This window comes from Bradyrhizobium betae, from assembly GCF_050632175.1.
GTDB classification, from domain to species: domain Bacteria; phylum Pseudomonadota; class Alphaproteobacteria; order Rhizobiales; family Xanthobacteraceae; genus Bradyrhizobium; species Bradyrhizobium betae_B.
This window is the reverse complement of sequence record NZ_CP192576.1, coordinates 4,268,852-4,282,380: the sequence shown is the minus strand read 5'-3', so window position 1 is coordinate 4,282,380 and position 13,529 is coordinate 4,268,852. Positions and strand designations below refer to the sequence as shown.

At 65.8% G+C, this 13,529-nt stretch carries 13 protein-coding genes and 1 pseudogene; 9 read left to right on the top strand and 5 right to left on the bottom strand.

Translation table 11 applies throughout. The features are described 5' to 3' along the window. Window positions 1-66 precede the first annotated feature (66 nt). A complete protein-coding gene (locus ACQ86E_RS20640) occupies window positions 67-2,154 on the bottom strand; it encodes an adenylate/guanylate cyclase domain-containing protein (RefSeq protein ID WP_431201549.1) in 2,088 nt (695 codons plus the stop codon). 303 nt (window positions 2,155-2,457) lie between these two features. Here ACQ86E_RS20640 and ACQ86E_RS20635 point away from each other — a divergent pair. From ACQ86E_RS20635 to ACQ86E_RS20620, 4 genes and pseudogenes are all read left to right on the top strand, one after another. Beyond that, window positions 2,458-2,762, top strand: a pseudogene (locus tag ACQ86E_RS20635) (BufA1 family periplasmic bufferin-type metallophore). 45 nt (window positions 2,763-2,807) lie between these two features. Continuing rightward, window positions 2,808-3,722, top strand: coding sequence for an MNIO family bufferin maturase (gene bufB, locus ACQ86E_RS20630; protein ID WP_431201548.1), 915 nt, complete (start codon window positions 2,808-2,810; stop codon window positions 3,720-3,722). 25 nt (window positions 3,723-3,747) lie between these two features. Next, the gene (locus ACQ86E_RS20625; RefSeq protein WP_431201547.1) at window positions 3,748-4,512 is read left to right on the top strand and encodes a DNA-binding domain-containing protein; all 765 of its coding nucleotides are present in this window, start codon (window positions 3,748-3,750) and stop codon (window positions 4,510-4,512) included. Further along, the gene (locus tag ACQ86E_RS20620; protein ID WP_431201546.1) at window positions 4,509-5,018 is read left to right on the top strand and encodes a DoxX family protein; all 510 of its coding nucleotides are present in this window, start codon (window positions 4,509-4,511) and stop codon (window positions 5,016-5,018) included. The genes ACQ86E_RS20625 and ACQ86E_RS20620 overlap by 4 nt, the downstream gene beginning before the upstream one ends. Window positions 5,019-5,031: 13 nt before the next feature. On the opposite strand, the gene ACQ86E_RS20615 is transcribed toward ACQ86E_RS20620, so the two are convergent. Genes ACQ86E_RS20615 through ACQ86E_RS20605 form a run of 3 tightly spaced genes read right to left on the bottom strand, consistent with a single transcriptional unit; the run spans window position 5,032 to window position 7,114 of the window. Then, the gene (locus ACQ86E_RS20615) at window positions 5,032-5,877 is read right to left on the bottom strand and encodes an SDR family NAD(P)-dependent oxidoreductase (protein WP_431201545.1); all 846 of its coding nucleotides are present in this window, start codon (window positions 5,875-5,877) and stop codon (window positions 5,032-5,034) included. A gap of 9 nt (window positions 5,878-5,886) precedes the next feature. Beyond that, window positions 5,887-6,438 (bottom strand): carboxymuconolactone decarboxylase family protein, encoded by a 552-nt coding sequence (locus tag ACQ86E_RS20610; RefSeq protein WP_431201544.1) that lies wholly within the window; start codon window positions 6,436-6,438, stop codon window positions 5,887-5,889. After that, a complete protein-coding gene (locus ACQ86E_RS20605; RefSeq protein WP_431201543.1) occupies window positions 6,416-7,114 on the bottom strand; it encodes a TetR/AcrR family transcriptional regulator in 699 nt (232 codons plus the stop codon). Before ACQ86E_RS20605 ends, ACQ86E_RS20610 begins: the two co-directional genes overlap by 23 nt. A gap of 157 nt (window positions 7,115-7,271) precedes the next feature. Between ACQ86E_RS20605 and ACQ86E_RS20600 the strand changes: the two genes are divergently transcribed. From ACQ86E_RS20600 to ACQ86E_RS20580, 5 genes are all read left to right on the top strand, one after another. Beyond that, window positions 7,272-8,480: an ABC transporter substrate-binding protein gene (locus tag ACQ86E_RS20600; protein WP_431201542.1), complete on the top strand. Its 1,209-nt coding sequence runs from the start codon at window positions 7,272-7,274 to the stop codon at window positions 8,478-8,480. 3 nt (window positions 8,481-8,483) lie between these two features. Beyond that, the gene (locus tag ACQ86E_RS20595) at window positions 8,484-9,377 is read left to right on the top strand and encodes an MBL fold metallo-hydrolase (RefSeq protein ID WP_431201541.1); all 894 of its coding nucleotides are present in this window, start codon (window positions 8,484-8,486) and stop codon (window positions 9,375-9,377) included. A gap of 12 nt (window positions 9,378-9,389) precedes the next feature. After that, window positions 9,390-10,358: a Bug family tripartite tricarboxylate transporter substrate binding protein gene (locus tag ACQ86E_RS20590; RefSeq protein WP_431201540.1), complete on the top strand. Its 969-nt coding sequence runs from the start codon at window positions 9,390-9,392 to the stop codon at window positions 10,356-10,358. Between the two features lie 39 nt (window positions 10,359-10,397). Beyond that, a complete protein-coding gene (locus ACQ86E_RS20585; protein ID WP_431201539.1) occupies window positions 10,398-10,937 on the top strand; it encodes a VOC family protein in 540 nt (179 codons plus the stop codon). A gap of 76 nt (window positions 10,938-11,013) precedes the next feature. Beyond that, entirely contained in the window at window positions 11,014-11,823 is an 810-nt protein-coding gene (locus tag ACQ86E_RS20580; protein WP_431201538.1) for a class I SAM-dependent methyltransferase, read from the top strand. A gap of 31 nt (window positions 11,824-11,854) precedes the next feature. On the opposite strand, the gene ACQ86E_RS20575 is transcribed toward ACQ86E_RS20580, so the two are convergent. Next, entirely contained in the window at window positions 11,855-13,417 is a 1,563-nt protein-coding gene (locus ACQ86E_RS20575; protein WP_431201537.1) for a L,D-transpeptidase, read from the bottom strand. Window positions 13,418-13,529 lie beyond the last annotated feature (112 nt).

Below are 13,529 nucleotides of genomic sequence, written 5' to 3'. Positions count from 1 at the left end.
CACCACGAATCCCGCACGCGATCGCGCCGGATGTAGCACGGCAGACATTGCCGGCAAATCGATGCGTCATTTCGTCCTGAGCGCCGCGACCGGCTGCCAGGCGGCATCCGGCATCGCCGCCGCGAACTCCCGGCAGCGCTCGCCCATGAGTTCGGCCGGGCGGTCGTGGCCGCGCTCGGCGAGGACCGCTTCGAAATCGACGAGTGCGGCGGCAAAGCGCCGCGCGCGATAGCTCGACAGTCCCTGTTCGTAGCGTGCGATCCAGCCGGTCGCACTCGCGTCTTCCCCGGCGATCCCGATCAGTTCGTAGACGGCGACCCCCTCCTCGCGCCCATAGACCGCAATGCTGTCCACCTCACGCGTGACGACCGTGCCCCGCGCGAGCCGTTCGGTGGTCTCACCGATCAGGATGTGCGTTCCATAGGCCTTGTTGGCGCCCTCGAGCCGGCTTGCGACGTTCACGGCATCGCCGATCACGGTGTAGTTCAGCCGCAGCTCCGAGCCGATATTGCCGACCAGCATGCGACCGGAATTGATTCCGATCCGGATCTGGAGCGGCTGGCCGAGATCGTCGGCGAGACCGGACTCTTCGATCGCCCTGCGGCAGGCCAGCGCCGCGCGGCAGCAGCGCGCGGCGTGATCCTGCTGCGGCTGCGGTGCGCCCCAGAACGCCATCACGGCATCGCCGATGAACTTGTCGATGGTCCCGCCATTGGCCACGACGGCTTCCGAGCAGAGGTCGAGATAGCGCGACAGCAGCGGCACGACGCGGTCGCCGAGCCGTTCGGACAGCCCGGTGAAGCCGGCGATGTCGATGAACATCACGCTGAGCTCCTGGATGCTGCCGCCGGGCTTCGCCTCGACGCCCTGGCGCAGCAATGCGCGAACGAGATCGGCCGGGATGAACTTGCGAAAGGCGGATAGTCCGGACGCCATTTCGGCGATCGCCCCCGACAGGCTGGCGATCTCCTTGACCCGCGACGGATGCCGGCGGACACGCTCCAGCGCAAAGGTCTCGACGTGGCGGATCTCGCCGACGACGCGCGACAGTGGCGCGGCAATGACGAAGCGCGCCAGCATCGCCGAGGCCAGTGCCGCGAGCACTGCGCCGACCGCAAGGCCGAGGATCAGGCGCCGCAGCGTGGTCTCGACCGGGCCGAGAAACTCGGCCTCGGGAATCACGGTTGCGAGCGACCAGCCGGGAAACGGCAACGGCGTCAGCGCAACCTCGTAGGCCGCGCCGCCTGACATGAGCCGGCTGCGCCAGGCCGTCTTGCGGCCTGCCTCGCCGGCCTTTTCGAGCGCGGCGCGCGCCAGCGGCAGCAGCGCGGTGTCGCCACGCGCGGGATGCAGTTCGTCAGCATCCTTGTCCGGTGCGGCGACGAGTTCGCCGCTGCCGTCGACGATGAAGGCGGTCCCGGTGCGTCCGACCTCGAGCTGCGACAGGAAGCGCGCCAGTCTCGTATATTCGATGATGACGGCCAGAACGCCCTGCCGCTCCTGGTAGACGTCGATCGGGCCGGCAAAGGCGATCGACGGCCGTTCGCCTGTCGGATGCTCCGTCACCCTGAACCATTGAGGCTCCTCGGCCGTGAGCCCGGCCTTGAACCAGGCCTGACCGGCGACCCGAAAATCGGTCGGCTCGAAGCGGCGATTGGCGAACTCGATGTCGCCGGGCACCACGTCATATTCGTCGATGCGTCGCTGGCCGGGATGATCGGTCAGCGAGATCTCCATCATTTCCAGACGACGATCCCCAAGCTTGTGTGCCGCAAAAAACGAACCGTCGGGCCAGCCGAACGCGACCCAGGAGATCGTCGCCTGCGACTGCAACTGCGACAGGAAGACGAATTCGCGCTTGTCGGCCTCGCGGGTGTCGAGCACGTTCTGAAGGAAAAGCGTGCGGATCGCGGTGTGTGCGGCGCGCGCCTCGTCGACGATGGCCGCGACCTCCTTGCGCACCGCCGCCACGATCTGCTCGTTGATGGTGGCGGCGAGTTGCCGGCTGGTCGCCTCCGCCGTTCGCCACCACAGCAGACTGGACAGCGCCGCCGTCAGCAGGATCGCAGCCAGGACCAGCGCGGACACGGCGAGGCGGATGCTGACCGTCAGCCCGGCGATCACGTCACGCCGGTGCTTGGGGAAGACCTTCATCGCCGTTTCCGTCTTTCTGGCTGGTCGCTTGATACCCTTTACGCCGCGCAGGCTCGTTCGTTACCGCTCGCAGATGCCGGCCCTTGCATCCAATGCTCTCCGGCTAACGTCTCGATAGAGCCAAGGCATTGGATTTGTGCAGCCGATTGCCGCTAGTCCCGGTCCAGGCGCACCACATGGGCCGCCTCTAACGGGTCTCACGGATTTGTGACCAACATCGCGGTAACCCGGCCTGCGAACCAAACGAACCACACCATGCGCCAGTCACCCGTCAGGCGATGCATCTGAAAAAGGAGAACTCCGATGTCTGCCAAACACGCCATCACCACGCTCGCTCTCGCCGGCGCCATGTCGACCGCGCTCGCGACTCTCGCCGCCGCCGGCCCCTGACCAAGGCCGAGGGTGAGGCCGCCATTGCCGCCAAGAAGGAGAAGTGCTTCGGCGTCGCACTGAAGGGTCAGAACGATTGCGCCGCCGGACCGGGCACGACCTGCCAGGGCACATCGACCACCGACTTCCAGGGCAATGCATGGAAATTCGTGCAGGGTGGCACCTGCGCCAGCATCGAACTGCCGAACGGCAAGAAGGGCTCGCTGAAGCCGGTCTGACACGGCCAGCCGCACCCCGTAATCGCGACAAAGCGGAGCGTCATCATGATGACGGCAATCAAGCCAACCACCGTATCGGCCCTGCCGCTCCGCTTTTCACTTCCGATCGGCGGCGTTGCCGGGACCAGCTTCAAGCCGGAGCACCTTTCCGCGATCCTGGAAGCCGGCCCTCAGGCCGGATTCTTCGAGGTCCACGCCGAGAACTACATGGGCGCCGGCGGTCCGACGCATCGCGCGCTCGAAGCGATCCGACGCGACCATCCGCTGTCGCTGCACGGCGTCTGTATGTCGATCGGCGGACCGCAGCCGCTGGACAAAGCGCATCTGGCCCGCTTCCGCGGCCTTGTCGCGCGCTATCAGCCGGCGCTGGTCTCGGAACATCTGGCCTGGTCGACGCACGACACCAGCTTCTTCAACGATCTGCTGCCGCTGCCCTATACCGAAGCGACGCTGGCTTGCGTCTGCGATCACGTCGATCAGGTGCAGGAGGCGATCCGCCGCCCGCTGCTGCTGGAGAACCCGTCGACCTACGTGACCTTCCGGGAATCCTCGATGAGCGAGACCGATTTCATTCGCGGCATCGTCGAGCGCACCGGCTGCGGCTTGCTGCTCGACATCAACAACGTGTTCGTGTCCGCGACCAATCACGGATTCTCCGCGCTCGACTATCTCGCCGATTTTCCGCTGGCTCATGTCGGAGAGATTCATCTCGCCGGCCACGCCGAGCAGACCGACGATGACGGCAATCTCCTGCTCATCGACAGCCACGACGGCCCGGTCGCCGACTCCGTGTGGAAACTTTTCGAGATCATCGTCGCGCGGCGCGGCCCGGTGCCCACGCTGATCGAATGGGACAGCAGGATTCCGGACTGGCCGATCCTGCAAGCCGAGGCCGCGGCCGCGCAGGCAATCCTCGATCGCTGCAAGGCCGCAACGGCGGAGGATCGCCGTGCGGCCTGAAGCTGACATCAGCTTTGAAGCTGACTTGGGCTTTGCCGCGGCCTTCGCGCCGGCGCTGCTGGATCCCACCCGGGACGCACCATCTCTGGTGGCCGGCCGCAACGGCGCGCCAGCGGGCCGGCGCTACGACGTCTACCGCAACAACGTCACCGTCAGTTTGATCGACGCGCTGGCGGCAATTTATCCGGCGGTGCAACGCATCACCGGCACCGACTTCTTCCGCGCCATGGCACGTTTCCACGTTCGCAGCACGCCGCCGGCCTCGCCGCTGCTGTTCGAATACGGACGCGACTTTCCGGACTTAATCGACGCTTACGAGCATGCGCAGGACATGCCCTGGCTCGGCGACGTCGCCCGCATCGAACGAGCCTGGCTCGATGCCTATCACGCCGCCGACGCAGCGGCGCTGTTGCCGGCAACGCTTGCGGGCATTGCGCCGGAGCGAACCGCCGGCCTCGTTTTCACGCCGCACCCAGCAACGCAAATTGTCCGGTCGCACTATTCGGCCCTGACGATCTTCGCCGCCAACCGCGACAACGTGCCGGCAGCGCGCATCGACGCCTCCCTGCCGGAGGACGCCCTGATCACCCGCCCTGCCTACGACGTCGTGGTCCGGCACCTTCCGCCCGGCGGCGCCGTCTTTGCTGACTGCCTCCTGACCGGCGCACCACTCGGCGCGGCGGCCGCCGCCGCGCTCGACGCATCACCCGCGTTCGACATCGCCGCGAATATCGCAGGCCTGATCGAAGCCGGCGCATTCACCGCGCTGGTGTCCGGAGAGGTATCATGATCACAGACGATCGCATGCCGGCAGGCAGCAGCTTTCCGCCGCTCGGGCCACTCGTCGACAGAGCCAATCATCTCGTGCGGAGCGTTGCCGTACCGTCGCTCGTTCAACTCGCGTTGCGCATCGCGCTTGCGGTGCCGTTCTGGCGCTCAGGCGTACTGAAATGGGCCGGCTTTCTCCAGCTCAATGACACCGCGGTCACGCTGTTCAGCGACGAGTTCATGCTGCATCTTCCGGGTGGGCCCTATCACTTCCCTGCCCCGGCGGTGATGGCGTTCCTGTCGGGATGCGGCGAGATCATGTTTCCGGTCCTGCTGATCCTCGGGCTCGGCACGCGGTTCGCGGCACTCGGATTGCTGTTCATGACCCTGATCGTCGAGCTGACGGTGCCCGATGGCTGGCCGATCCATCTCACCTGGGCGGCGATGGCGCTCGGCATCATGGCCTACGGGCCAGGGCGAATCTCCCTCGATCATCTCCTCTGCCGCCTGCGATCGGCGCACCGATAGAGCGGGATCGGAGCTACATCCCGCTGAGGCCGCTATCGACCGCGAGCGTCTGTGCGGTGACATAGACGCTTTCGTCCGAGAGGAAGAACAGCACGGCGTAGGCGATCTCCCACGCGGTGGCCTGGCGGCCGAAGGGGGCGTGGCCCTTGCCGCGGTTGGGACGGCCGGCGCCGGCTTCGCGGCCGTTGGGGGTATCGACCATGCCGGGATAGACGAGGTTGGCACGGATGCCGCGGCGCGCTCCGAGATGGGCGATGTTGCGCATCAGGCCGCCGAGCGCGGCCTTGGAGGAATCATACACCGCCATTTGCGAACCTGCCTTCAGCGCGGCGATCGAGGAGATGAAGACGACCGAGCCGCCATTGTCGAAGCTCGGCAGCGCGGCGCGGCAGCACAGCATGGGCCCGCGGACGTTGACGTCGTAGATCCTGTTCCACTCCTCGGGACTGACCGCATCGAGGCCAACTTTGCCGAAAGTGCCGATGTTCAGCACCATGCCGTCGAGACCGCCCATGGCGCGGTGCGCCTCCTCGATCATGCGGACGACGTCGGTTTCCGATGTCACGTCGGCGGCAATCGCAAAACCCTCGCCGCCTTCGTCCGTGATGTGCTTGACAGTCTGCTGTGCGGAGGTGCGGTTGAGGTCGGCCACCGCGACCTTCGCGCCCTCACGCGCGCAAAGGATGCTCATGGCGCGGCCGTTGCCGATCGGATCGGTGACGGCATCGAACACGCGCTGGCCGCCGCCGACGATCAGGATGCGGCGGCCCTTCAGGCGCCCCCTGCCCGGTGCTTCGCCCAGTGACTCCGCGCTGGGTGGACGGACGTAGCGGTCCGGCTTGGTCTCGGTATCCGTCATCTCAGCCGCCTACTTCTTGCCGCCGTCATAAACCTTCATCCCCGCGGCGGGATCGAGATCGGTCTCGGTCGCCTCGGTCAGGCGCGCCATCATCATGTAGAAGCCGAGCGCCACGATGGATTCGACGATCTCCTGGTCGCTGAAATGTTTACGCGCAGCGGTAAAGGTCGCGTCGGGCACACGGACGTTCTGCACGACCTCGCGGCCGAACTTCAGCAGCGCGCGCTCGGCCTCGCTCAGTCCGGCGGCGTCGTAGTCGCCGCGCTCCACCGCATCGATCTGCGCTTGCGTGCAGCCGACGCCGAGCGCGATCGGCACGTGCTGGCGCCATTCGTAGGCGCCGCCTTCCAACTGCGCCGCCTGGAGGATCAAAAGCTCGCGGTTGACGGCAGAAAGCTTCTGCTTGTGCAGGATCGAATTGCCGAGCCGCATCGCCGGGATCATGTTGGCCTCGGCGTGTGCCATCATGCGGAAAATGTTGAGCTTGACCGGCATGCGGTCGAACGACGCGCGGATGTCGCCGCTCGTCGTCTCCGGATCAATCAGGGGCAGCCTTGCCACGCGTTTCTCCCTTGGGTTTTCGTTTCTTGTTGGCGTCGTCGATGCCCGCCGCGATCAGCGACAGGAAGAAGGCGAGGTAGCGGTCGATCGCCTCGATCACCTTGGCCCGCGGCGACGGCGCCGCGCCCATCACGTAATGTTCGAGACGGATGTAGATCAGGCCGGCGGCGAACAGCCGCGCGGTCTCGCGCGGGTCGGGCGTCGAGACGAGGCCCGCGAGCGCAAAGCCGCGGAAATAGTCTGTCATCATGCTCTGCTCGCGCGCATAGAAATGATCGGCGAACTTGGCGCGGATGCCGGGCACGCGGTTGCGCTCGGCGGTGATCACCTTCTGGAACTGGTGCTCGCGCGGATCGGACCATTGCTCGACGAGGTCCAATGCAAATTGCCTGCAGAACGCGGCGGGCTGGCGCGCGAGCTGCCTGTAACGCGGCTCTTCCAGCCGGCTCGCAGAACTCGCCGGGCCGTGCTCGCTGACGATCGCCTCCAGGATGGCGGCCTTGCCGGAGAAGTGGTTGTAGAGGCTGCTCTCGCGGATACCGACGCGCCGCGCCAACTCGCGCATCGAGGCGCCGCCATAGCCGCTCTGCGCGAACAGATCGAGCGCCTCGGTGAGGATGCGCTCGCGGGTGGTGGGCGCAGCCGCTTCCGCCGCGCTGGAGGTGTGGACAGCCATGACGGCTTGACTAACGAACGATCGTTCGCTAGTCAACCGTACGAACGATCGTTCGTTTGCCAGTGTGGCGACAAGCGTCGCGGCCCGCAAGGGCCAGGTTCTCGCGTTTCAACTCCGCTCATTCGAGAGGCGGGGAGCAATTTTGGGAGATGACGTCATGGCGCGCTTTGCCCGCCTTCACCTGCGTGCGGCCTGCATCCTGTTGCCGCTGCTCGCGGCCGGCACCGCCTCCGCCCAAAGCAAGTACGATCCCGGCGCCGACGACAAGACCATCAGGATCGGCACCACCGCGCCGCTGAGCGGGCCGGTGTCGGCCTTCGCCCAGATCGCGAAATCCGCCGAAGCCTATTTCCGCAAGGTCAACGACGACGGCGGCGTCAACGGCCGACGTATCCAGATGATCATCGCGGACGATGCCTACAGCCCGCCGAAGACGGTCGAGCAGACGCGCAAGCTGGTCGAGAGCGACGAGGTGCTGCTGATCTTCGGCGGCGTCGGCACGCCGACCAACAGCGCCGTGCACAAATATCTCAACGACCGCAAGGTGCCGCAGCTGTTCCTGGGCTCGGGCGCAGCGAAGTGGGACGATCCCAAGGGCTTTCCCTGGACCGTCGGCTGGCAGCCGACCTACCGCGACGAGGCCATCGCCTACGCCAGGTACATCAAGGCGAACCACGCCAACGCAAAGATCGGCGTGCTCTACCAGAACGACGATCTCGGCAAGGACTATCTGAAGGCGCTGGAGGAAGGGCTCGGCAGCGGCGAAGCCATCGTCGCGCGCGCGGCCTACAAGACCTCGGCGCCGACGGTCGACACCCAGATCCTCCAGCTCAAGACCGCGGGCGCCGACGTGGTACTGGTGGCGGCGACGCCGAAATTCGCAGCACAAGCCATCCGCAAGATCGGCGAGATCGGCTGGAAGCCCGTGACCATCATCTCCAACGTCTCGGCCTCGATCAGCGGCGTGCTGGTGCCGGCCGGCAAAGACAATTCCACCGGGGTCATCTCCAGCCAGTATCTGAAGGACGCGACCGACCCGGCCAACAAGGACGACGCCGGATACAAGGAATGGCTGGCGTTCATGGACAAGTACATGCCGGACGCCAACAAGAGCGACTGGCTCAACGTCTATGGCTACACCATCGCGCAGACGCTGGTGACGGTGCTGAAGGCCTCCGGCAACGACCTCACCCGCGCCAATGTGATGAAGCAGGCGACGACGCTCAAGGACGTCAAGCTGCCGATGCTGATCAACGGCACCGCGGTGAACAACTCGCCCGAGCACTATACGCCGATGACGAGCCTCCAGCTGATCCGTTTCGACGGCACGCGCTGGGTGCCGTTCGGCGATCTCCTGAAGAACTGACGCATGCGGCAGGTCCAAATCGGCAGCATGCGGATCGATCTCGTCAGCGAGATTCCTTCGCTTGCCTTCGACAAGACCTGGCTGTTCGCCAACGTCACCGACGCCGTGATCGCGGAGAACCGCAACTGGCTCGATCATCGCTACATCGAGCCGGAGACCGGCCGCTTCATCCTCAGCCATCACTCCTACCTCGTGCGCACACCGCGCTGGACCGCCATCGTCGACACCTGCTGCGGCAATCACAAGCCAAGGCCGCGCGTGCCGGTGTGGAACGATCTCGACCAGCCTTATCTCGCAAACCTGCAGGCGCTGGGCGTCAAGCCCGAAGAGGTCGACTTCGTGATGTGCACGCATCTGCATGTCGATCACGTCGGCTGGAACACGCGGCTCCTCGACGGAAGCTGGGTGCCGACCTTCCCCAATGCGCGCTATCTGATGGGCCGCGACGAGTACCGCAACTTCGAGGCCATGCACAATGCGGCACCGAAAAGCCCGGTGAACCACGGCTCGTTCGAGGATTCCGTGCTGCCGGTGGTCGCGGCGGGCCTTGCCGAGCTGGTCGAGACCGATCATCGCCTGTTCGATGATCGCGACGCGGCCCTGCGCTTCGCGCCGGCGCCGGGCCACACCGCAGGCAACATGCAGATCCATCTCAATGGCGGCCACGATCATGCGGTGATGTCCGGCGACGTCATCCACCATCCGATCCAGTGCGCCGCGCCCTGGCTGTCGAATGCCGCTGACGTCGATCCGGCCGCAGCGCTCGCGACCCGGATGGCGCTGCTGGAAGAGCTCGCGGATACACCGAGCTATCTGCTCACGGGCCACTTTCCGGCACCGACCGCGGGCCGCGTCGTCAGGCACGGCGAGGCCTATCGATTTCGTTTTTGGGAATAGGGGAATGCCATCATGATACTGCGCACCGTCACACTCTCATTGCTCGCATTGCTGTCGGCGACATTGCCGTCGCGCGCCGAGGATCCTGCCGCCTATCCCACGCACAAAATCAGGATGCTGCTGCCCTATGCCGCCGGCGGCGGCGGCGACGTGGTCGGCCGGCTGCTGGCGGACAAGATGGGCAGGACGCTGGGGCAAAGCATCTATATCGAGAACCACACGGGAGCTGCCGGCACGCTCGGCACGCAGATGGTCGCGACCTCGCCGAACGACGGCTACACCATCACCGTCGGCGGCATGACCACGCATGTGCTGGCCCCAGCGATCTATCCGAAGCTGCCCTACGATTCGATCAAGGATTTTACGACGCTCGGGCGCGTCGGCGTCTCCGCGATCATGCTGGTGGCGACCAAGGATTTTGCCGCAAATGACATCAAGGAACTCATTGCGCTCGCCAAGAAGGGGCAACCGATCCAATACGGCAGTTGGGGCATCGGCTCGACCGGACAATTCTGCGCGGAAATCCTGATGCAGCAGACCGGCATCAAGATCGAGCACGTACCGTTCAACGGCATCGCCAAGCTTGCCGGCGACCTGCTCGGCGGCCACATCTCGCTGGCGACGCTCGACGTGGCAACCGCGACGCCGCTGGTGAAGGACGGCTCGATCAAGGCGCTGGCCGCCTGCGGCGAGCGCTCGCCGAGCCTGCCGGATATCGCCAGCTACAAGGAACAGGGCGTGCCGTTCGACCGCAGCCTGTCCTGGGCGATGTATGCGCCGGCCGGCCTCGCTCCGCCGATCGCACAGAAATTGCAGGCGGCGCTGAAGGACGCGCTCGGCGACGCCGTGGTGAAAGACAAGCTGCTGGCGCTGGGCATCACGCCGCAATTCGTGCCGGGTGACGAGCAGCGCGACATCAATGCCCGCGATATCGCGGCCTGGAAGCAGGTTGCCAAGGACGCAAATATTGAAGTCAAGTGATCGAGGTCAAGTGAGCAAGTCGAGAAGAGGAGCGCGGGCATGAGCCGCATCTTCGGCGCGGTGCGCCAGAACGGATATGTGGTGCGGGACATCCACGCCGCGATGAAGCACTGGATCGAGGTGATGGGCGTCGGCCCGTGGTATTACATGGACCGCGTCAGAACCGACTGGTTCCGCCATCGCGGCCAAAACTCCGCCGTCGAGATGAGCATCGCGCTGGCGAACTCCGGCGATCTCCAGATCGAGCTGATCCAGCAGCGCAACGACGCGCCCTCGCTGTACAAGGAGTTTCTGGACGCCGGCCACGAAGGCCTGCAGCACATGTCCTACTGGAGCCACGACTACCAGGCGCTGTACGACAAGGCGCTGGGGCTCGGCTACAGGATCGGCCATGAGGGCCAGATCGGCGGCGACAAGGGGCGCTTTGCCTATTTCGACACGCAGGCGCATCCGGGAACCATCATCGAGATCTCCGACATCAGCGGCACCAAGGGGCCGTTCTTCGAGAAAGTCAGGCAGGCGGCGTTGAACTGGGACGGCACGCGGCCGATCCGCGAGGTCGTCGGCGCGAAATCGTAGGAGGGATCACCTCTGCACGCTGGACGGCGATCCATGCTAGCGTGAGCCTCGCGTCCGAACCTTCAGCGAGGCAAGCATGTCCAGCACTGACAAGGTTTTCGCCGGCTCGATCCCAAAGCTTTACGACGAACATCTGGTCCCGATGATCTTCGCCGTCTACGCGGACGACATCGCAAGACGTGTCGCCGCGCTCTCGCCGTCGGCGCTGCTCGAGATCGCCGCGGGCACCGGTGCAGTGACGCGCGCCGTGGCGGCGGTGCTGCCGTGCGGCATCCGCTATGTCGCGACCGACCTCAACGAGCCGATGCTCGCGATTGCAGCCCAACGTCAGGCGGACGACGACCGCATCACCTGGCGCCAGGCGGATGGCATGGCGCTGCCATTCGCCGACGCCGAATTCGACGTGGTCTGCTGCCAGTTCGGCGCGATGTTCTTTCCGGACCGCGTCAAGGCCTATGGCGAGGTGAAGCGCGTCCTGAAGCCGGGCGGCACATTCGTGTTCAATGTCTGGGACCGGATCGAGGACAATGTGCTGACGCAGGAGGCGACTATTGCGCTCGGCACGATGTTTCCCGACGATCCGCCGCGTTTCATGATCCGGACACCGCACGGCTATTACGACAGGGACGTGATCAGATCCGATCTTGAACGTGCCGGCTTCCGCGACATCGCGATCGAAACGCGATCCGAGATCAGCCACGCGCCGTCGGCCGAGTCTGTCGCGACCGCCCTCTGCCAGGGCACGCCGCTGCGCAACGAGATCGAGGCAAGGGATGCCAGCAAGCTGCAGGCAGCAACCAACATCGTTGCCGACGCGATCCGGACACGCCATGGGTCCGGACCGGTCGAGGGCAAGATCCAGGCTGTCGTGATCGAGGCGCGGTAGGCGTTGCGGAGAGCTTCAGCTCCCGCGCAACTTACCAGAAGCTCCGCTGCATCGGCTGCGCCGGCTGGTAATATTGATACTGGCCGCGGCGGCGCGGATTGACCGGCTGCGGGTTCGGCTCGCGCTGCTGGAAGAAAAAACCACCAAAACCGTTGCCGCCCCAGCCATCGTCGCTCGCCATTTCCATCGGCGGCGGCGCGGTGGGCTTGCGGGTGATGAAGCCGCCCTGCGGCTGGTTGCTCAGCACCGCCACGAACTCGGTGCGGTAGTTGGTTTCGGCGCTCAGCGGCTCGTCCGAGATGACGATCGACGAGCGCGGCAACGCGGTCGGCCCGATGCGATCCCAGACGTCCTGCGGAATGGTGATGCGGTCGAGCGCGTCCTTGGCGTCGTCGCCGCTTTCGATCGTGACCACGCTCCAGCGCAGGCCGGTATCGCTCTTCGCCATCGCGGTGAAGATATGCGTGCCGAGCGGCTGGTCGGGATTGCGGATGGTGACGGGAACCTCGATGCTGGTGTCGAACACCTCGCCGCCGCCGTCCGGCGCAGGCTTGTGCGTGTTTCGCCGCACGTAGAGCTTCTGTGTCGCGCGGCTGATGTAGACCGAGACCGGCTCGAGAGCGAGCCTGGCGTCGGTCGCAGCCGTCACGGCCTCGGCCTTCCTGGTCGCCGCGACCTTGGCGGCTTCCTTCGTCGCTGCCACGGCATCGCGCTTCGACTGCGCGGCGGCCTTGGCGGCATCGAGCGCCGACGCAGCATCGGCAGCCTTGGTGGCGACCTTCTGCTTCAGTTCTTCGGCCTGCGCACGCGCCTGATCGGTTTTGGCGGCAGCGATCTTCCTGTCGGCGAAGGCGAGTTCGGCGTCAGCCTTGGCCTTCTGCTGTTCCAGCTTGCGCAGGGACGCAGGAAGCGACGCCGCCTCCTTCGCGGCCGCGGCCGCAGCCTTCTTGGCCTCGGCGGCAGCCTGGGTCGCCAGCTCGGCTTCAGCGGAGAGCTTGTCGGCCCGGCCCGGCACAGCCGCGATGGCCTCCCGCTTCGGCACGAACAGCGAGGGGTGAGAGAATTCGATCGGGGCCGCGTCGTTCGGCGAGATGATCACGCGCATCCCGATGTTGGTCTTGTCGAACAGGCCCTCGGCGAAGCCGAAGGGCATGCGCACGCAGCCGTGCGAGGCGGCATAGCCGGGCAGCGGGCCGCCATGCAGCGCGATGCCGTTCCAGGTGATGCGCTGCATGTTCGGCATCCAGGCATCGTCATACATGGTCGAGCGGTGGTCCTTGTCCTTCTCGACGATGGCGAAGACGCCGGCCGGCGTCTCGCGCCCCGTGGTGCCGGTCGACACCGGCGCGCGCAGGATCCAGCCGTCGGCGTCGTAGAAGGTGACCTGCTGGCTCTTGATCGACACGATCGCCATGATCGGTTCGCCCGCCTCACGCGGCGCCACCGCCTCGGCCGGCTGGCGCGCCTGCTTGGCCGCCTCGGCGCTAGCAGTCAGCGCCGTCAGGACGGCGACCGCGGCGAGCGCGACAAGTCCGGGAGGCCGCCAACGCCGCATCGCCGTATTGGATTGCGCCGTCGTCATCAGGTCTTTCATGCCATACCCCGGTCCAGTACCAGTCCGCGCCATATCGATCAGATTGCGATCATTGGATTAAGAAATCGCAGCCACCTTGCGTTCCGTATCCGGCGATATTCGGTCCGCTCGC

Coding starts and splice junctions, on each gene's coding strand:
- bufB (WP_431201548.1), top strand. CDS start 2,808: ATGATGACGGCAATCAAGCCAACCACCGTATCGGCCCTGCCGCTCCGC.
- ACQ86E_RS20580 (WP_431201538.1), top strand. CDS start 11,014: ATGTCCAGCACTGACAAGGTTTTCGCCGGCTCGATCCCAAAGCTTTAC.
- ACQ86E_RS20595 (WP_431201541.1), top strand. CDS start 8,484: ATGCGGCAGGTCCAAATCGGCAGCATGCGGATCGATCTCGTCAGCGAG.
- ACQ86E_RS20620 (WP_431201546.1), top strand. CDS start 4,509: ATGATCACAGACGATCGCATGCCGGCAGGCAGCAGCTTTCCGCCGCTC.
- ACQ86E_RS20590 (WP_431201540.1), top strand. CDS start 9,390: ATGATACTGCGCACCGTCACACTCTCATTGCTCGCATTGCTGTCGGCG.
- ACQ86E_RS20585 (WP_431201539.1), top strand. CDS start 10,398: ATGAGCCGCATCTTCGGCGCGGTGCGCCAGAACGGATATGTGGTGCGG.
- ACQ86E_RS20615 (WP_431201545.1), bottom strand. CDS start 5,877: ATGACGGATACCGAGACCAAGCCGGACCGCTACGTCCGTCCACCCAGC.
- ACQ86E_RS20600 (WP_431201542.1), top strand. CDS start 7,272: ATGGCGCGCTTTGCCCGCCTTCACCTGCGTGCGGCCTGCATCCTGTTG.
- ACQ86E_RS20605 (WP_431201543.1), bottom strand. CDS start 7,114: ATGGCTGTCCACACCTCCAGCGCGGCGGAAGCGGCTGCGCCCACCACC.
- ACQ86E_RS20575 (WP_431201537.1), bottom strand. CDS start 13,417: ATGAAAGACCTGATGACGACGGCGCAATCCAATACGGCGATGCGGCGT.
- ACQ86E_RS20640 (WP_431201549.1), bottom strand. CDS start 2,154: ATGAAGGTCTTCCCCAAGCACCGGCGTGACGTGATCGCCGGGCTGACG.